Origin of the sequence: Zhihengliuella sp. ISTPL4 (assembly GCF_002848265.1) — a bacterium.
Classification (GTDB): domain Bacteria; phylum Actinomycetota; class Actinomycetes; order Actinomycetales; family Microbacteriaceae; genus Microbacterium.
On the sequence record NZ_CP025422.1, the window covers coordinates 1,186,177 to 1,204,849 of the forward strand.

An 18,673-nucleotide genomic window follows, 5' to 3' on the forward strand; every position below is an offset into this window, starting at 1 on the left:
GGCGCTCCTACATGCGCTCGGGCGCGGAGACGCCGAGCAGGTCGAGTCCGTTGCGGAAGACCTGACCGGCGGCGTCGTTCAGCCACAGGCGCGTGCGGTGCACGTCCTCCACCGGGGCGTCGCTCAGCGGAATCACCCGGCAGTTGTCGTACCAGCGGTGATACAGGCCGGCGAGCTCCTCCAGGTACCGCGCGACCCGGTGCGGCTCGCGCACCTCGGCGGCGAACCCCACGATGCGCGGGAACTCCTGGAGCGCGCCCAGCAGCGCCGCCTCGGTCTCGTGCGTCAGCGTCTCCGGGGCGAAGACCGAGCGGTCGACGCCGGAATCCGCGGCGTTGCGCGCGACGTTGTGGGTACGAGCATGCGCGTACTGCACGTAGAACACCGGGTTGTCGTTCGTGCGCTTCTGCAGCAGCTCCGGATCGAGGTCGAGCGGCGAGTCGGCGGGCGAGCGCTCCAGCGAGTAGCGGAGTGCATCCGTGCCGAGCCAGTCGAGGAGGTCGTCCATCTCGATGATGTTGCCGGCGCGCTTGCTGAGACGGGCACCGTTGATCGAGACCATCTGCCCGATGAGCACCTGGATGTTCTTCGCGGGGTCATCCCCCGCCGCGCCCGCGACCGCCTTGAGGCGGTGCACGTAGCCGTGGTGGTCGGCCCCGAGCAGGTAGATCTTGTCGCGGAAGCCGCGGTCGCCCTTGTTCAGGTAGTAGGCGGCGTCGGCGGCGAAGTACGTGTACTCGCCGTTCGAGCGGCGGATCACGCGGTCCTTGTCGTCACCGAAGTCCGTGGTCCGCACCCAGACGGCGCCGTCCTCGTCGAACACGTGGCCCTGCTCGCGCAGACGGTCGACGGCCTGGTCGATCAGGCTGGATCCCGAGGCGTCCTTCGCGTGGAGGGTGCGCTCGGAGAACCAGACGTCGAACGGCACGTTGAAGCGCTCGAGGGAGTTCTTGATCTCGGCAAGCTGGTACTCGTAGCCGAGCTCGCGGGCGACGGTGAGCTGCTCCTCCTCCGGGAGGTCGAGCAGGTCGGGACGCGCCTCGAGCACGCGGCCGGCGAGCGTCGCGATGTACTGCCCGGGGTAGCCGCCCTCCGGCGTCGGCTCGCCCTTCGCGGCCGCCAGCACGGACGCGGCGAAGCGGTCCATCTGCACACCCGCATCGTTGATGTAGTACTCGCGCACCGCGTGGGCGCCACTCGCGAGGAGCAGGCGGACGATCGCGTCGCCGAGGGCCGCCCAGCGCGTGTGCGCGATGTGCAGCGGCCCGGTGGGGTTGGCCGAGACGAACTCGACATTGACGCTCACACCCTCCTGCGAGGAGTTGGTCCCGTAGGCGGGACCGGCGTCGACGATGACCTTCGCGAGTGCGCCGGCGGCCGCCGCGTCGAGACGGATGTTGAGGAACCCCGGACCGGCCACCTCAGCGCTGGCGATACCCTCCACACCGGCGAGCCCGTCGGCGATCTGCTGGGCGAGCTCGCGGGGGTTCGTGCCGAAGGGCTTGGCCAGGCGCATGGCGATGTTCGAGGCCCAGTCGCCGTGGTCGCGGTTGCGCGGACGCTCCAGCACGATGTCGGCGGCGGAGAGGTCGAACGGCTCGCCCGAACGTCGTTCCTCGGCGATGGGGGCGAGGACGGCGAGGAGGGCGTGGGCGAGCGTTTCAGGATTCATAGATCCCTCAGTTTACGGGGGTGCGCGAGCCCGTTCCGTCGCCCGGCGTCCCGCGGAGTTTGCGATCCGCTCTCCGTGATCTACTCTCATGCCATGAACGCCCCCGCCGCCTCTCGTCGACTGCGCGTCGCGGGCGTCGCCGCCGCCCTCCTCGTCGCCGTCGCCGCGGGCGTTCTCGGGGTCTGGCGACCGTGGGTTCCGGCGCCGTCGTCCCTCCCGGTCGGCGCTGCGGCCGGAGACGAGTCCGCCGCGGTGATCGCTCCCGCGCCGCTCGCGCTCCCCGACGAGCCGACCGTCCTCGTCTTCGGCGATTCCTGGACCTACGGCTCGGCCGCGTCCGACCCCACCCTCGGCTACGCATACGTGCTCGCCGACCTCCTGCACGGCTCGACCATCGTGGACGGCGTGCGCGGCAGCGGCTACCTCAAGCCCGGCATCGACGGCCCCACCTTCGGCGAGCGCATCGCGGCCCTGGACCCGGCCCTCGAACCGGATCTCGTCATCGTCCAGGGCTCCATCAACGACCGGGCACAGGGCGAGGCCGGCTACCGCGACGCCGTGACCGCCGCCTGGGACGCGCTAACGGCGCTGTACCCGGAGGCGGCGATCGTGGTCCTCGGCCCCGCGCCGCACGAGCTGCCGGTGGGCGCGCAGACCGCACGGATCGACCGGGATCTCGCGGCTCTCGCCTCGGCCCGCGGCTGGTGGTACATCTCCCCGATCGAGCGGGACTGGATCACCGAGGACAACTATCTCGCCGTCATCGACGTGGAGGTCGGGCGCAAGCATCCGTCCACCGACGGCCACCGTTACCTCGCCGAGAAGCTGGCCGCCGCGCTCGACGAACTGCGCGCCGCGCCGGTCACGGAGGCCGGTGGGTCGGAGACCACCCCCGACGAGTGATATTGTCGATCGGTACGCCTCCGTAGCTCAGTGGATAGAGCGCCGGTTTCCGGTACCGTAGGTCGCAGGTTCGACTCCTGTCGGGGGCACGTACAGCAAGAGGGATCGTCCGCACGGACGGTCCCTCTTCTCGTTCCCCCGGGGGTCGCCCAGCGCGCCCGCCGCACGGACCGGTAGCCTGGATCCGTGCCCTCCCTCCACATCGCCGGTTCGACGCGCGCTCCGCGCCGTCTGTCGTCCGCGACGCCGATGACGGAGTGGATGCGCGTGGTCCTGCACCCCGGCACGAACGGGTGGACGAGCGTCTGGGGCACGCTCTCGCACGGCGAGATCGCCGGCTGCCCGCCGCCACAGGGATAGGCCGCGCCCGGACGGGTGCGGCCACATCGCGTCACCCATCCATCTGCCGTGAGGTATCCCTGTGTCTTCTTCGTCGTCCCCTGCCCGTTTCCGTCTCGCACCGCATGAGCTCTGGCGCGGCATCCGCTCCAACGCCCGCAGCGACGTGCTCGGCGGCGGTCTGCTGCTGACCGCCACCCTGGCCGCCCTCATCCTCGCCAACTCCCCCGCCGCCCCCTGGTACGAGGCGATCCGGGATTTCCGCTTCGGGATCCCGGAGTGGCACCTCGAGCTCAGCGTGGGCGCCTGGGCCGCCGACGGCCTCCTCGCGGTGTTCTTCTTCGTCGTCGGACTGGAGCTGAAGGAGGAGTTCGTCGCCGGACGCCTCCGCGACCCGCGCCGTGCCGCGCTTCCGATCGCCGCCGCGGTCGGCGGCGTCATCGTCCCCGCCCTGCTGTTCGTCGCGATCAACGCGGCCTCCGGCGCGGATGTGCTGCGCGGGTGGGCGATCCCCACGGCCACGGACATCGCGTTCGCGATCGCCGTCCTCGCCGTCGTCGGCCGCTTCCTGCCACCGGCCCTGCGGGTGTTCCTGCTCACGCTCGCGATCATCGACGACCTCATCGCCATCACGATCATCGCCACGTTCTACACCGAGACCATCAGCTTCCCGTGGCTGATCCTCGCGCTCCTCCCCCTCGCGGGCTTCGCACTCGCCGCGCAGAACGGCATCCGGTCCTGGTGGATCCTGCTCCCCCTCGCCCTCGCCGTGTGGGCGTTCGTGCATGCCTCGGGGGTGCACGCCACGGTCGCCGGGGTGTTGCTCGGTTTCATGGTGCCGGTGCGTCCGACCGAGCGCGCCCGGGTGCGCACCGGGACCGACGCCGACGGCGCACCGGTGTACGACGGCCTCGCCGCCCACTTCGCGGACCGCTGGGGCATCGTGGCCACGCTCGTCGCCGTGCCGGTGTTCGCGTTCTTCGCGGCCGGGGTCGAGATCGGCGGCGTGGACGGCCTCGTCTCGGCGCTGACCGACCCGATCACGATCGGCATCATCGTGGGACTCGTCCTCGGGAAGCCCATCGGCATCCTGTTCACGACGTTCCTGCTGAGCCGCGTGCCGGCCCTGCGCCTCGACGAGACGCTGCGCTGGCCGGACCTCGCGGGCATTTCCCTGCTCGCGGGCATCGGGTTCACGGTCTCGCTGCTGGTGGGCGAGCTCGCCTACGGCAGCAGCAGTGTTGCGGACGACCACGTGAAGATCGGCGTCCTCGTCGGCTCGCTCCTCGCCGCTGTCCTCGGTGGCCTCGTGCTCGCGGCCCGCAGCCGTCGTGCCCGTGCGGAGACCGGGGCCTGCACCGAGACCTGATCACGCGCTCCTACGCTCCCCTGCGCCATCCGTCAACGCCCTGAGTCATCCCTCGAGACGGCGCCTAACGTCGGTCATCCGACGCAGCGAAGGAGCACCCGATGAAGGCGATGACCTACCGCGGACCGTACAAGATCCGGGTCGAGGAGAAACCCGATCCGACGATCCAGCACCCGAACGACGCCATCGTGCGGGTGACGAGGGCTGCCGTCTGCGGATCGGATCTTCACCTCTTCCACGGCATGATGCCCGACACTCGCATCGGGCACACCTTCGGTCACGAGATCGTCGGCGTGGTCGAAGAGGTGGGTCCCTCCGTGGAGACCCTGCGCCCGGGCGACCGAGTGATGGTGCCCTTCAACATTTACTGCGGCTCGTGCTACTTCTGCCGACACGGCCTCTTCTCGAACTGCCACAACGTGAACCCGAACGCGACCGCCGTGGGCGGGATCTACGGCTACTCGCACAGCACCGGCGGATACGACGGCGGTCAGGCCGAGCGCGTCCGCGTGCCGTTCGCCGATGTGGGTCCGTCCGTGATCCCGGAGTGGCTCACGTCGGAGGACGCGCTGCTGCTCACCGACGCGTTCTCCACCGGCTACTTCGGTGCCCAGCAAGGCGACATCGCCGAAGGAGACACCGTGGCCGTGTTCGGCGCCGGTCCGGTCGGCCTGGCCGCTGCCCGCTCCGCCTGGTTCCTCGGTGCGGGCCGGGTGATCGTCGTCGACCACCTCGACTACCGGCTGGAGAAGGCCCGGAGCTTCGCCTTCGCCGAGACGATGCATCTCCATGAATCCGGTGACATCGTCCTCGCCATGAAGAAGGCGACCGGCTACCTCGGCGCGGACGTGGTGATCGACGCGGTCGGCGCGGAGGCGGACGGCAGTGTGATGCAGCACGTCACCGGGGCGAAGCTCAAGCTGCAGGGTGGCTCCCCCGTCGCCCTCAACTGGGCCATCGACAGCGCACGCAAGGGAGGGACGGTATCGATCCTCGGGGCCTACGGGCCGCTGGTCACCTCCGTCCGTCTCGGAGACATCGTCAACAAAGGGCTCACCGTGCGCGGCAACCAGGCTCCCGTGAAGAGGCAGTGGCCGCGACTGCTCGAACACATCCAGGCGGGACACCTCCGTCCGTCCGAGCTGCTCACCCATCGCTTCCCCCTGGAGCACATCGCCGAGGCCTACCACGTGTTCTCGTCCAAGCTCGACGACTGCATCAAGCCGCTCATCGTCGTCGGAGAGGAATGACCATGCCGTACGAAGGATCTCGACCCCTCCCCGCGCCGACCCCCGATGAGCTGCGCGCCCGGATCCCGGGGTGGGGCGCCGACCTCGCCCCCGAGCACCGTCGCACCTGGCAACAGCTGGAGGACGTCGGCGACACCGGGGCGCACTGGGACCTCCCGGAGCGCCAGGGCCCGGACCGCGGCCGTGAGCGCTCGATCGAACACGGCATGCTGCCTCCGGTCTGGGGCACCGCGCAGCCGCTGCACGGCCTGTCCGGAGCCATCCGGCGCGTGGCCTACGACCGCTTCAGCGAGACGAAGAACACCCGCTGGCTGCTGCTCGTGCTGGGAGACCGCGTCGACGCCGTCACGGCGCACGCCCGCTCGCTCCTCAGCCGTCGGCCGGACGACCCGATCACCCAGACCGGCGTCCTCGCGGAGCCGGACCACCGTCCACTCACGTCGCGGTTCGGCCGAGGACGGGTCGACCTTCGACACACGTGGCTCGATCCGATCATCGTCGTCGGTCCCTGGGTGCTGACGGCGGTGCTGGGCATTCGGGCCCTCCGCCGTCTCGGTCGCCGGGGCTGAGCCGGGACCGAGACGGCGGCGGGGCGCTCAGCGCTGCAGGATCTCCGCGGTCACGACCTCTGGACGGAGGTCGAGCCGCCGTAGCAGCTGCGCGTTGAGCGCCACCACGATCGTCGACAGCGACATCAGCACCGCACCCACCGACATCGGCAACACGAAGCCGATGGGGGCGAGCACTCCCGCGGCGAGCGGGACGGAGAGCAGGTTGTACCCCGCCGCCCACCAGAGGTTCTGCTTCATCTTCCGGTAGGAGGCGCGGGACAGCTCGATGACCGACAGCACCGCCCGGGGGTCGTCGCCCGCGAGGATGACCCCTGCGGAGGCGATCGCCACATCCGTTCCGGCGCCGATCGCGAGTCCCACATCGGCCTGGGCGAGGGCGGGCGCATCGTTCACTCCGTCTCCCACCATCGCGACCTTGCGACCCTCGCGCTGCAACTCCTGCACCTTCGCCGCCTTGTCCTCCGGCCGGACGCCGGCGAACACCCGATCGATGCCGAGATCCTCCGCGACGGTGTGCGCGACGGCCTCCGCGTCCCCCGTTATCATCACGACCTGGACGCCGAGCGCGTGCAGCGCATCGACCGCGAACCGCGACTCCGGACGCACTTCGTCCGCGAGCTTGAGCGCCCCGATGACGCGACCGTCGCGCAGCACGTGCAGGATGATCGCTCCGTCGGCACGCCAACCGTCCGCGACGGGAAGCTCCTCCGCGCCCTCCTCGGTGAGCAGGTGCGGGCCGCCGACCCGGATCCTGACGCCGTCCACCGTTGCGGTCACGCCGACCGCCGGAGAGGAGGAGAAGTCGCGGCTCGCCGGCACGTGAAGTCCCTTCTCCCGGGCGGCACGGACGATCGCCTTGGCCAGCGGGTGTTCGCTGTCGACTTCGGCCGCCGCGGCGAGCGCCAGCACCTCGTCCGCTGTGCCGTCACCGGCTACCGATACCTCCGACACGACGGGCTCGCCCTTGGTCAGGGTGCCCGTCTTGTCGAACAGCACGGTGTCGACGGTGCGCATGCTCTCCAGGGCGAGTCGATCCTTCACGAGGACGCCGCCGCGTGCCGCCCGCTCGGTCGCGATCGACACGACGAGCGGGATGGCCAGGCCCAGCGCATGGGGGCACGCGATGACGAGGACGGTGATCGTGCGGATCACGGCATCGTCCGGCAGCCCCACGGCGCTCCACACCACCGCGGTGATCACGGCGGCGCCGAGCGCGAACCAGAACAGCCAGCCCGCGGCCGTGTCGGCGAGACGCTGTGCGCGGGACGAGGAGTTCTGCGCTTCCGTGACGAGCCGCTGGATCCCGGCGAGCGTCGTGTCATCGCCGGTGGCCGTGATCTCGACGCGGAGCCCGGAGTCTGTGGCGACGGTGCCCGCGGTCACCGCGTCTCCGGTCGCCCGGGTGACCGTGCGGGACTCCCCCGTCACCATCGACTCGTCCATCGAGGCACGGCCGTCGACGATGCGGCCGTCGGCGGGGATGCTCCCGCCGGGGCGCACCACGACGACATCACCCACACGGAGGACCGAGGGCGAGACGCGCACGACCTGATCGCCTTCGATGCGCTCCGCCTCATCCGGCAGCAGGGCGGCCAGCGAGTCGAGGGCGGAGGTGGTCTGTGCGAGCGACCGCATCTCGATCCAGTGCCCCAGCAGCATGATGACGATCAGCAGGGCGAGCTCCCACCAGAAGTCGAGCTCATGGTGCAGAAGACCGAGACTCGCGCCCCACGACGCGACGAACGCCACGGTGATCGCGAGGCCGATCAGCAGCATCATCCCCGGCTTGCGGGCGCGGATCTCGCTGACCGCGCCTGTGAGGAACGGCTTGCCGCCCCACACGTACATGACGGTGCCGAGGACAGGCGACACCCAGGTCAGGCCCGGGATGTCGGGAAGCGGGTAGCCGAGGATCATCGCGAACATGCCCGAGAGCAGCACGGTGGGCACTGCGAGGACGAGCATGATCCAGAACAGACGCCGGAACTGGGCGACGTGGTCGCCATGACCAGCGTGACCGCCGTGCTCCGCGTGGTCTGCGTGGTCTGGGTGGTCCATGTGGTCGGAATGGTGGTGCGGGGTGCTCATGTGTTCCCTCCAACGTCGATGATGCCGTGCGGGGCCGGTTCTGTCGCGGCCCCGCACGGGGTTCAAGCCGCCTTCGTGTACTTCGCCGGATCGGCGTCGAACGCCGGTCCGCAGCCCGCGCAGCAGAAGTAGTAGCGCGTGCCCTCGTGATCGCGGTACAGGCCCGCGGCCTCGGCCGTGGCGATCACGACCGGGGTGCCGGCCATGACCGGGCACTCGGCCATGCCTTCAGCGGGGGTCGCGAGCAGGTCGGCGCGTCCCTCGGCGGCCACACCGCTCTGACGCGGCACGCTGCAGCAGGATCCAGCGGGGGAATCGGACATGTCGTTGCTCCTCTGTCGATTGTTCACGGGGTGTCCACCGCCTTGCTGCGGAAGGACCGCAGGCGGAGGCTGTTGCCGACGACGAAGACGCTCGAGAACGCCATCGCCGCACCGGCGAGCATGGGGTTGAGCAGCCCGAGGGCCGCGAGGGGGATCGCCGCGACGTTGTAGGCGAAGGCCCAGAACAGGTTGCCCTTGATCGTGCCCAGTGTGCGCCGGGAGAGCCGGATCGCGTCGGCGGCGCTGCGGAGGTCGCCGCGCACGAGCGTGATGTCGCTCGCCTCGATCGCGGCATCGGTACCCGTCCCCATCGCCAGTCCCAGGTCGGCCTGCGCGAGCGCCGCCGCATCGTTGACGCCGTCTCCGACCATGGCGACGACCTTGCCCTCCCCCTGGAGGCGGCGCACGACGTCGACCTTGTCCTGGGGCAGCACCTCGGCGATGACCTCGGTGATCCCGACCTCGCCGGCGATCTGCTCGGCCACCGCACGGTTGTCGCCCGTCAGCAGGACCGGCGTCAAGCCCAGCTCCCTGAGCTGCGCCACCGCCTCCGAGCTGGTGGGCTTCACCGTGTCGGCCACGACGAGCACGCCCCGCGCCCGGCCGTCCCAGCCCACGGCGATCGCGGTCTTGCCCTGCGCTTCCGCCTCGGCCTTCGCAGCGCTGAGGCCCGTGGACAGATGGAGGGACCAGTCGGCGAGCAACGACTCCCGCCCCACGATCACCGCGTGGCCGTCGACGACGCCCTGCACGCCCTTGCCCTCGACGTTCAGGAAGTCCTCGACGATCGGAAGGGAACCGAGCTCTCGGGTCGCTGCGGCGGCTACGGCCTGCGCGATCGGGTGCTCGGAGGCATTTTCGAGCGCGCCGGCCAGCCGCAGCAGCTCGGCGCGTTCCACGCCCTCGTCGGTGTGGACGGCGGTGAGCGTCATGCGGCCGGACGTGACGGTCCCCGTCTTGTCCAGCACGACCGTGTCGACCCTCTTCGTGGACTCCAGCACCTCGGGTCCCTTGATGAGGATGCCCAGCTGCGCGCCGCGGCCGGTACCCACGAGCAGGGCGGTCGGCGTCGCCAGACCGAGAGCGCAGGGGCAGGCGATGATGAGCACGGCGACAGCGGCCGTGAAGGCGGCGGAGGCCGGGAAGCCGGCGCCGAGCCACGCCCCCAGTGTGCCGAGGGCGATCGCGATCACGATCGGCACGAAGATCCCGGACACGCGGTCCGCCAGCCGCTGGACCTCCGCCTTCCCCGTCTGCGCCTCCTCCACGAGCCTCGCCATCTGGGCGAGCTGGGTGTCCGCGCCGACGCGGGTCGCCCGGATGATGAGACGTCCACCGGCGTTCACGGTGGCACCCGTGACGACATCACCCTCGCCGACCTCCACGGGCACGGACTCCCCCGTCAGCATCGACGCATCGACGGCGGACGTGCCGGAGACGACGACGCCGTCGGTCGCGATCTTCTCCCCGGGGCGCACGACGAACTCGTCCCCGGTCCGCAACTCGCCGGTGGGTATCCGGGTCTCGACCCCCTGCCGGAGCACAGCGACCTCTTTCGCGCCGAGTTCCAGCAGCGCGCGGAGCGCCGCGCCCGCCTGGCGCTTGGAGCGCTTCTCGAAGTAGCGTCCGGCGAGGATGAACGTGGTCACGCCCGCCCCGACCTCGAGGTAGATGTTCGCGGCGCCGTCGCTGGGGGCCACGGTCAGCTCGAACGGGTGCGTCATGCCGGGGACCCCGGCGGTGCCGAAGAACAGCGCATACAGCGACCACAGCAGCGCGGCGATCGTGCCCATCGAGATGAGCGTGTCCATCGTGGCCGCCCCGTGACGGAGGTTCGTCCACGCGGCCTTGTGGAACGGCCATGCCGCCCACACGATCACCGGACCGGCGAGGGCGAGCGACAACCACTGCCAGTACGTGAACTGCAGCGCCGGGATCATGGCCATCGCGACGACCGGAACGGTGAGCACCACCGCGGCGATCAACCGGTGGCGCAGCGCGGTGAGCTCCCGATCCGGCTCCTCTCCGACCGGCTGCTCGCCGACGGGAGCCGCAGGTGCGGGGACGGCGGCGGTGTAGCCGGTCTTCTCCACCTCGGCGATGAGCAAGGCGGCATCGACTCCCGCCGGCGCCGTGACCTTGGCCTTCTCGGTGGCATAGTTCACGGTCGCGGTGACCCCGTCGAGCCGGTTGAGCTTCTTCTCGATCCGCATCGCGCACGACGCGCAGGTCATGCCACCGATCTCCAACTCCATGCTGGTCGTGGCGGTCGTCGACGGGGTGTCCGTCATGGTGTCTCTCCTCGTTCGATCGCGCGATCGCGCGGTGTCCTGGGGCTCAGTGCCCGTCGTGCTCGGCCGTACTTCCACCGTCGTCGCCGACCGCGGCGTCGAGGACGAACGCGGCCGTGTGCACCTCACCGTCAACCTGGAAGTCCAGATAGAGGAGGTACCGGCCCGCGGTCGGGGCGACCGCGGTGAAGGTCACGTCCGGCCCGGCGAGTTCGTCCGGCTGCGGCTCGTCGCCGTGCGCGTGCACGTGGAGGTAGGCGAGGTCGCCCTGGCGGAGCGCCACCAGATGTCCGAAGGCGCCGAGGTAGGGCTCCAGCGTCGTGACCGGGGCGCCGTCGCGCGTGATCTCCGCCGTCAGCTCGGTCGGCGCGCCCGCGCGGAGCTCCCCGCGCAGCGTCACGTCGAAGCCAGCGACGCGGACCTCGTCCCCCACATCGGTCGGCTCCTCCGGACGGACGGTCCCGGCGACCTCGACGGTCCGCGACAGCGTGGCGCTCGTCCCGTCCGCGGCCGTGAAATCGGCGTACGCGCGATACGTGCCGGCGGCATCCCACCGCCAGGGCAGCGACCAGGTCCCGGTCGCCTCGTCGAGCTCGGGGTGGACGTGGCGATAGCCCGAGCCGTCGGTCCGTACGACGATGAGGTGCAGCTCCTTGTCGTGCGCCGTCTCGAAGGCCGTCACCGGCGCCCCGCTCTCTTCCGAGACGACGAAGGAGAGTGTCCCCTCCGTGTCCACCGTGCTCGGCGCGGTGATCGCGCCGAGCACGAAGCCGGAGGCCGCCAGAGCCGTACCGTTCACGCCGTCCTCCTCTTCGACCGCCCCGTCGGCGCGTCCGTCCTGCTCGTGCTCGTCGGGATGAGCGGTGGCGCCGCGCTCGGTCCAGGAGGCTACGGCAGTCTCGGGCACGACGGCTCCGGCGGTTGCGAAAGCCGCTCCGAAGATGACCACGAGGCCCGCCCCGTAGAGGCCGAGCCGACCGGCGGTGTTCATCAGGCGCGGACCGCCTGGTAGCCCGCCTCGTCGACGGCGGCGAGGATCGCGGCGTCGTCCACCGGCGCACCGCCGCGGACGACGAGCTTCCCGGTCTGGGCGCTGATGTCGAGACCATCGACGCCGGGGACGCGGGACACCTCCTCGCGGATCGCCACCTCGCAGTGACCGCAGCTCATCCCGGAGACCTGGTACTCGCTGGTGCTCATCATGGTTCCTCTCGTCTCGGATACCCCCCTGGGGTACTACTTCGACTCAACCCTATACCCATGGCGGGTATTCCCGCGACCGCGCCCACATCCAGGGGCTCGTCCGTTCCGGGTGAGGACGGTCACCGTTCGGAAGGCTCTCCTGCGAGGATCGCCGCCATGGATACCTCTGCTCTGCCGTCGTGGCGGGACACCGCCACGCGTCGCGCCATCGAGACGTTCGTCGCCACCGTGTGCGACGGTCCGGACGCTGTCCCGACGGAGGAGCGCGTCGCGGTCTTCGACAACGACGGCACCCTCTGGTCCGAGAAACCCATGCCCACCCAGCTGGCCTACGTGGTGGAACGCTGGCGGGAGGCGGCCACGCGGGATCCCTCCCTCGCCGACGGGCAGCCGTATCGCGCAGCGGTCACCGGTGACCTCGCCTGGCTCGGCGCCGCGATCGACAAGCACTACGCCGGCGATGACTCCGACCTCGGCGTCATCATCCAGGCGCTCGTCGGACTGACCGACGGCGTCAGCGTGGAGGACTACGCCCGCTCGGTCACAGAGTTCTACCGGACCGCGCAGCACCCCCTCCTCGGTCGCCCCTACGCGGAGTCCGTGTACACGCCGATGGTGGAGCTGCTGCGCTACCTCGAAACCCACGGATTCACCTGCTACATCGTCTCGGGCGGTGAGCGCGACTTCATGCGCCCCATGACGCAGGCGAACTACGGCATCCCTCCCGAGCGCGTGATCGGTTCGGCGCTCGGGCTCGCCTACGACGAGAAGGACGCGACCGTCCGCTACTCCTCAGCCCTGGCGTTCTTCGACGACGGCCCGGAGAAGCCGGTGCGGATCTGGAGTCGGATCGGCCGTCGCCCGCTGCTGGCGGCAGGCAACTCCAACGGCGACATGCCGATGCTCGACTTCGCGCACGGCGGCCCGCACCCCGGACTCGCGCTGCTGATCCATCACGACGATCCGGCTCGCGGCGACGCGCCCTACGACACCGGGGCCGAGCGCGTCCTGGCTTCCGCCGCCGACCGAGGCTACACCGTGGTGAGCGTCCGGGACGACTGGGCGTCCGTGTTCCCCGAGCCGGCCTGAGGCGAGGAGCGTCAGGCGCTCACAGGGCGCAGCGGAACCCGATGTGCGTCATGGCGGTGTCCTCCGCCTGCGCCGACCGCGCCGCGGGGCGATACCGCAGGCAGTACTCCGGCGCGCAGAGGTGAGAGCCCCCCTTGAGCACCCGGCGCGGGATGGGCGAGCCCGGCTCGGACGACAGGAGGCTCGCGCGCTGACCCGCATCCACACCCACCGTGCCAGGAGGCACGTGCCGGTGCATCCAGTAGTCCGCCGTCCACTCCCACACGTTGCCGATCATGTCTCTCAGCCCGTAACCGTTCGCGGGGAAGGAACCCACGGGTGCGGTGCCGACCCAGCCGCCGGCCCCGTCGTTCCGGTACGGGAACGCCCCCTGCCAGGTGTCGGCCATGACGGCGCCACCCGGCTTCGTTTCCTCGCCCCAGGCGAAGCGGGCACCGACGAGGCCACCCCGCGCCGCCCATTCCCACTCCGCCTCGCTCGGCAGGCGCTTGCCGGCCCAGGCGGCGTAGGCGGCGGCGTCGGGAAAGGCGATCTGCACGACCGGATGGTCGAGGCGGTCGTCGATCGACGAGGCGGGACCGAAGGGGTGCCGCCAGGACGCCCCCGGTTCCCAGCGCCACCACTGCCGCCAGTCGCGCAGGTCGACGGGGCCTCGGGTGGGCGTGAACACCATGGCACCCGGGACGAGGTCATCCGGATGCACGCCGGGGTAATCGGCGGGGTCCATCGGCCGCTCGGCGATCGTGACGTAGCCCGTGTCGTCCACGAAGGCGGCGAACGCACGGTTCGTGACGGGATGCTCGTCCAGCGTGAACGGCTCCACGCGGCGCTCATGCACGGGCCCCTCCTCCGGATAGAACTCGTCCGACCCCATGAGGAGGGTTCCGCCGGGGATCTCGATCATCGCCGTCATGCCCTCATGCTAAGCCGCTGCATCGCTCACTCCCGCGACAGCATCGCCGCCGCCTCGAGTTCCAGATCGAGATACTGCTCCGCGCTCACGTCGATCGCCACTCCCAGGAGCTTGCCGCCGGTGAACGGGAACGGGTTGCGGTACTGCGAACTCACCGGATCCGCGCTGTCCCATCCGACGCAGAGCCCGTCGCCACAGAGTGTGAACTTGCCGATCTGCGCGCGCATCGGCGCCGAGGCCACCGCACGGTCGTCGACGTACAGCGTCGTCGTACCGAGGGACTCGCCGTGCTCTCCCGCCCCCTCCCGCACGAACTCCACCCCGAGGGTATGCGGTCCAGGGGTGAGCTCCTCCGACGAGAAGGACTGCTCGGGCGGGATGCCGAGGAAGTTGTACACGTAGACGAGCCGGTTGTCCTTCAGGAACAGCGAGTGCCCGCCGAACCGGGAGCCGTGCGCGAAGATCACCCCTTCGGCGCCGTCGTCGAGGACGACGTCGGCGATGATCTTGTACGAGCGCCCTCGGACGTTGACCGCGACGCTCTCCGGCACCGCCGCGGTGCCGGGGAAGTACAGGTAGCGATCCCGGGGCGGCTCCGCCTGCGGCCTCGCCACGTTCAGCACGTCCCGCGCCGAACGGTCGTCGAGCGGAAGGGCGAAGTTCGCTTCCGCCTCCGCGAACCAGGCCGCGATGAGCTCCTGCACCTTCTCCGGGTGCGTCGCGGCGAGGTCGTTCGACTCGGACCGGTCCTCGTCCACGTGGTAGAGCTCCCACACGTCGTCGTCGAAGTGGCCCTTGCCGCTCAACGGGGCGTGCACGGCCGCCGCCTTCCAGCCGTCCTTCCAGATCCCCCTGGTGCCGAGCATCGAATAGTACTGGACCGTCTTCGTCGTCGGCCCGTCCGGCGCCGCGTCGAAGGAGGGCTTCATCGAGACGCCGTCGAGCGGTCGCTGCGGCACCCCGCGGAACGACTCCGGCATCTCGATGCCGATCACGTCGAGCACCGTTGCCACGACGTCCACCGAGTGGTGGTACTGGTGGCGCAGCTCGCCCTTCGCCGCGATGCCCTTCGGCCAGTGGACGACCATCGGGTCGCAGGTGCCGCCGGAGTACTGGGAGTAGCGCTTGAACATCTGGAACGGCGTGGAGAACGCGGCCGCCCACCCGGTCGGATAGTGGTTATAGGTGTCGGCCGAGCCCAGTGTGTCGATCATCGCGAGATTCTCGGAGAGATCGTCGGGGTAGCCGTTGAAGAACTTGTTCTCGTTCACCGAGCCGTCCGGCGAGCCCTCCCCCGAGGCGCCGTTGTCGGCGCAGTAGAAGATGATCGTGTTGTCCAGCTGCCCGGTCTCCTCCAGGTAGTCCACGATCCGCCCGACCTGGGCGTCCGTGTACTCGGAGAACCCGGCGAACACCTCGGCCATCCGGGCGAACAGGCGCCGCTCGTCGTCGTTCAACTCCGCCCAGGGGCGGACGTAGTCGGCCGGGTTCGCCGCATCCTCCGGCAGCGGGTTGAACGGCGTCATCTGCGTGCCTTCCGGCAGCACGCCCTTCTCGATCATGCGCGCGAGCACCCACTCGCGGTAGGCGTCGTAGCCGTCATCGAACGCGCCCCTGTACTTGTCGATGTACTCCTGCGGCGCGTGGTGCGGGGCATGATTCGCGCCGGGGCAGAACCACATGTACCAGGGCTTCGAGGGGTTCGAGGCCTGCTGGTTGCGGATCATCGAGAGCGCCTGGTCCGCGAGATCCTTGGAGAGGTGATATCCGTCCTCCGGGCTGTACGGCTGCTCGATGAAGTGGTTGTCCTCCACGAGGTCCGGATACCAGTTGTTCGTCTCGCCGCCGAGGAACCCATAGAAGCGATCGAATCCGAGTTGCAGCGGCCACATCGAGCGGCTGCCTCCCGGCGCGATGTCCTCCTCAGGAACGTTGTGGTTCTTGCCGAGCCAGAAGGTGCTGTAGCCGTTCTCCTGCAGCACCTGGCCGATCGTCGCGCACTCGGCCGGAAGACGCCCCGCGAAGCCGGGGAACCCGTTGGTGCCCTCCATGATGACGCCGGCGCGGTTGACGTGGTGGTTGCGACCGGTGAGCATCGTGGACCGGGTCGGCGAGCACAGCGCGGTCGTGTGCCACTGCGTGTACGTGAGGCCACCGGCGGCGAGACGGTCCATCGTCGGCATCGCGATGCGTCCGCCGTAGGGCGACCACGACGCCAGCCCGGTGTCGTCGTAGAGCACCACGAGGACGTTCGGTGCCCCCTCCGGAGCCTTCCGCAGCTCGTAGGGCGCCCAGTCCGGGCGGGAGTCGCGGACATCCAGCGTGATCTCGCCCGAGAAGTCCGAGTTGAATTCCGACATCGTCTCTCCTTCGCTCACGACGGGGCCGAGCCCCTCGGTCCGAGTGTGCAGCGTCCGGTCTGCGGCGTGCGCCCGTCCTCACCCCTCCCGGGTGAGGACAGCGGCGGGCTCCGCGACCGACGGGGCGGGTCGGCGGATGAGTTCCACGAGGATCGCCAGGACGAGGAGCCCGATCGCCACACCGATGACCGCACCGAGGGTGACGGGGCGCGTCGCCAGCAGCACGAGCACCCCGATCGCCATCCCAGCGATGAGGATCGCCCCGCGATAGCGGTCGACCACCTCACCGAAGCGCCCCGTGGAGAGGCCGTGCCCCTCCGCCGAGGCGCGCACCGCACCGAAACCGCTCTCGACGACGCCGCGCACCGTCGAGGCGCTCCGGCTCGATCCGGCCAGCCACGCCCAGATCGCGATCAGCATCCCGACGAGCGCCAGCGCCACGATGGTCGAGCCCAGGAGCGCGGTGAGTTGGTCGAACAGGGATCCGGCTGCCGCCGCCGTCATGATCGACGGGCTGACCGCGCCGATGAAGAATCCGCGTCCGATGCCCATCCCCGCAGCGAGAAGCAGGAAAACGACGGCGAACCCGAGGCTCGTCCACAGCAGCGCCCGCGGCCGCTGCACGGCGAGCAGGACGCCGAGCACGACGAGGCCGAGGACGACCCAGGGCAGCCAGAACCCCGCGGTCACCGCGACCTGGTACACCGTCCGCACCAGCACGAGGGCGTCCGCCTGGACCACCGGGATCGTGCGGTCGATCACCGGGATGAGATCGGCGAATCCGGCGCCACGTGCGGCCAGCTCTTCCTTGACCCGCTCGACGACCACGCCCAGATCAACCGAGAGCACGCCGTCGTCGCCGAGCTGCAGCGCCGTCCCCGGCTCATCCTGCAGGATCGCCACGGCACGCTCGTGCGTGAACCTCAGGGTCTCGGCCCAGATGTCCGCGAACTGCCGAGAGGACACGACATCGTGCACGACGCCGTCGATCAGGGACGACAGCCCGGAAGCGGCGGGCGCCTGCAGCAAGCCGAGCGCGGATTCGGCCCGCGGCGGCAGATCCAGCGCGCGCAATCCGTCGAAGAGGTCACCGACGACGGCGTCCAGGTCGACCTGCTCGTCGATCGCGGCGGTCACCTGGTCTGCGACGAAGTCCTGGACATCCGGGTCCGCGGCGAGCGGGGCGAACGTCGCCACGAAGCGGTCCGCATCCACGAGCTGGAGGCGCGCCCAGGTCCCCATCGCCGCGATCGGCGCCACGAGCACCGCCACGACGAGGACGATCCCCGCGATCGCGCTGCGGGCGGAGAGCCGCCGCTGCGGTCGGCGCAGAGCCGCGTTCTCCTGTTCCAGCGCCCGCAGCCGCGCACGCAGCTCCTCGACCTCGCTCATCCTCGTCTCACCTCGATCGTTGGGCCGTTCAGCGCAGCAGCTTCTGCTTCGCCGCGGTGAATTCCTCGTCCGTCAGCACGCCGGACGCCTTCAACGATCCGAGCTCCTGCAGCTTCGCGATCAGGTCGTCCGCCGGGGGCCCCGCTGCGGGGGGCGTCGTCGGAGGCGGCGCATACTGCGCGGCCGCATTCTGCGCGGCCGCATCCATCTGCGCCTGCTGCTGCGCAGCCTCGTACTGCTGCTGTTCGTACTCGCTCTGAGCCCGACGCTCCTGGTGCCGCATCGCGGCTCCCTGCACCGCGGTCGCCGTACCGGCGACCACCGCGGTCCGCGCGGCGAGGCCGATGAGGCCCGGCCGGCCGAATCTCCGCAGAGGCATGTCATTCACCTTCCTGATCGAGGATGTCCATGACCGCGTTCACGACCGGCGCCGGAACGCGCTCGCTGCGCAGCACCTGGCCTCCAGCGGCGGCCAGGTCCTGAGCGAGGGTGCGGGCGAAGGCGAGCTCGAGCACCACGACCGCCGCCGAGCTTCCCGGCGGCACGATCTCCGCCAGGGCACGGACGTCGTCCTCGCTCGCGAGTCCGGCAGCGAGCGGCTCCCATCCCTCGAGCGTCAGGGGCTCGTCGCCCTCCTCCGGTTCCAGGAGCGCCACCTCGCCGTCCGTCGTCTTCGTCAGCAGCACGAAGTCCAGCAGCCGCACGACCCCGCTCGACACCAGTTCGGCCAGCGCAACGAACGTCGCCGGGTCCGGCCGATCGCCGTCGAAGCCGACGAGGTAGAACTCGGCAGGGCCGAATCGGAATTCCTTCATGTCACCACCCTTTCGTCCGCGAGCAGAATCGCACCGGCGACTCCCGTTCGCAGCCGTGGCCTCACCCGGTCCGGGTGAGTCCGGCCGACTCTGG

At 70.3% G+C, this 18,673-nt stretch carries 17 protein-coding genes and 1 tRNA gene; 7 read left to right on the forward strand and 11 right to left on the reverse strand.

All coding sequences use genetic code 11. From position 1 onward, the window contains the following. Window positions 1–7: 7 nt before the first annotated feature. Window positions 8–1,672: an arginine--tRNA ligase gene (gene argS, locus CYL12_RS05775; protein WP_101846322.1), complete on the reverse strand. Its 1,665-nt coding sequence runs from the start codon at window positions 1,670–1,672 to the stop codon at window positions 8–10. A gap of 93 nt (window positions 1,673–1,765) precedes the next feature. On the opposite strand from argS, the gene CYL12_RS05780 reads away from it, so the two are divergent. From CYL12_RS05780 to CYL12_RS05800, 6 genes are all read left to right on the forward strand, one after another. Then, window positions 1,766–2,575: an SGNH/GDSL hydrolase family protein gene (locus CYL12_RS05780; protein WP_101846324.1), complete on the forward strand. Its 810-nt coding sequence runs from the start codon at window positions 1,766–1,768 to the stop codon at window positions 2,573–2,575. Window positions 2,576–2,591: 16 nt separating this feature from the next. Continuing rightward, window positions 2,592–2,664 (forward strand) — tRNA-Arg (locus tag CYL12_RS05785). A gap of 97 nt (window positions 2,665–2,761) precedes the next feature. Continuing rightward, entirely contained in the window at window positions 2,762–2,935 is a 174-nt protein-coding gene (locus tag CYL12_RS17290) for a hypothetical protein (protein WP_172400128.1), read from the forward strand. A gap of 61 nt (window positions 2,936–2,996) precedes the next feature. Continuing rightward, window positions 2,997–4,283, forward strand: a complete 1,287-nt coding sequence (gene nhaA, locus CYL12_RS05790) for a Na+/H+ antiporter NhaA (RefSeq protein ID WP_101846326.1) — start codon at window positions 2,997–2,999, stop codon at window positions 4,281–4,283. 101 nt (window positions 4,284–4,384) lie between these two features. After that, window positions 4,385–5,533: a zinc-dependent alcohol dehydrogenase gene (locus CYL12_RS05795; RefSeq protein WP_101846328.1), complete on the forward strand. Its 1,149-nt coding sequence runs from the start codon at window positions 4,385–4,387 to the stop codon at window positions 5,531–5,533. Window positions 5,534–5,535: 2 nt separating this feature from the next. Beyond that, window positions 5,536–6,102, forward strand: coding sequence for a hypothetical protein (locus CYL12_RS05800; RefSeq protein WP_101846331.1), 567 nt, complete (start codon window positions 5,536–5,538; stop codon window positions 6,100–6,102). Window positions 6,103–6,129: 27 nt separating this feature from the next. Here the strand turns inward: CYL12_RS05800 and CYL12_RS05805 are convergent, their stop codons facing one another. From CYL12_RS05805 to CYL12_RS05825, 5 genes are all read right to left on the reverse strand, one after another. Then, window positions 6,130–8,163, reverse strand: coding sequence for a heavy metal translocating P-type ATPase (locus CYL12_RS05805; protein WP_233486880.1), 2,034 nt, complete (start codon window positions 8,161–8,163; stop codon window positions 6,130–6,132). A gap of 92 nt (window positions 8,164–8,255) precedes the next feature. Further along, window positions 8,256–8,516, reverse strand: a complete 261-nt coding sequence (locus tag CYL12_RS05810) for a YHS domain-containing protein (protein ID WP_101846333.1) — start codon at window positions 8,514–8,516, stop codon at window positions 8,256–8,258. A gap of 23 nt (window positions 8,517–8,539) precedes the next feature. Further along, window positions 8,540–10,807, reverse strand: coding sequence for a heavy metal translocating P-type ATPase (locus CYL12_RS05815; RefSeq protein WP_101846335.1), 2,268 nt, complete (start codon window positions 10,805–10,807; stop codon window positions 8,540–8,542). A gap of 46 nt (window positions 10,808–10,853) precedes the next feature. After that, window positions 10,854–11,798, reverse strand: coding sequence for a heavy metal-binding domain-containing protein (locus CYL12_RS05820; protein ID WP_101846336.1), 945 nt, complete (start codon window positions 11,796–11,798; stop codon window positions 10,854–10,856). Further along, window positions 11,798–12,007, reverse strand: coding sequence for a heavy-metal-associated domain-containing protein (locus CYL12_RS05825; RefSeq protein ID WP_199399219.1), 210 nt, complete (start codon window positions 12,005–12,007; stop codon window positions 11,798–11,800). Before CYL12_RS05825 ends, CYL12_RS05820 begins: the two co-directional genes overlap by 1 nt. A 159-nt stretch (window positions 12,008–12,166) precedes the next feature. On the opposite strand from CYL12_RS05825, the gene CYL12_RS05830 reads away from it, so the two are divergent. Beyond that, window positions 12,167–13,099: an HAD family hydrolase gene (locus tag CYL12_RS05830; RefSeq protein ID WP_101846340.1), complete on the forward strand. Its 933-nt coding sequence runs from the start codon at window positions 12,167–12,169 to the stop codon at window positions 13,097–13,099. A 19-nt stretch (window positions 13,100–13,118) separates the two neighbouring features. Here the strand turns inward: CYL12_RS05830 and CYL12_RS05835 are convergent, their stop codons facing one another. From CYL12_RS05835 to CYL12_RS05855, 5 genes are all read right to left on the reverse strand, one after another. Further along, window positions 13,119–14,012, reverse strand: a complete 894-nt coding sequence (locus tag CYL12_RS05835; protein WP_101846342.1) for a formylglycine-generating enzyme family protein — start codon at window positions 14,010–14,012, stop codon at window positions 13,119–13,121. Between the two features lie 26 nt (window positions 14,013–14,038). Beyond that, entirely contained in the window at window positions 14,039–16,372 is a 2,334-nt protein-coding gene (locus CYL12_RS05840) for an arylsulfatase (protein ID WP_101846344.1), read from the reverse strand. A gap of 78 nt (window positions 16,373–16,450) precedes the next feature. Further along, window positions 16,451–17,764 (reverse strand): hypothetical protein, encoded by a 1,314-nt coding sequence (locus CYL12_RS05845; protein ID WP_101846346.1) that lies wholly within the window; start codon window positions 17,762–17,764, stop codon window positions 16,451–16,453. 28 nt (window positions 17,765–17,792) lie between these two features. After that, entirely contained in the window at window positions 17,793–18,143 is a 351-nt protein-coding gene (locus CYL12_RS05850; RefSeq protein WP_101846348.1) for an SHOCT domain-containing protein, read from the reverse strand. 1 nt (window position 18,144) lies between these two features. Beyond that, window positions 18,145–18,579, reverse strand: coding sequence for a DUF6325 family protein (locus CYL12_RS05855; protein WP_101846350.1), 435 nt, complete (start codon window positions 18,577–18,579; stop codon window positions 18,145–18,147). Window positions 18,580–18,673: the final 94 nt, after the last annotated feature.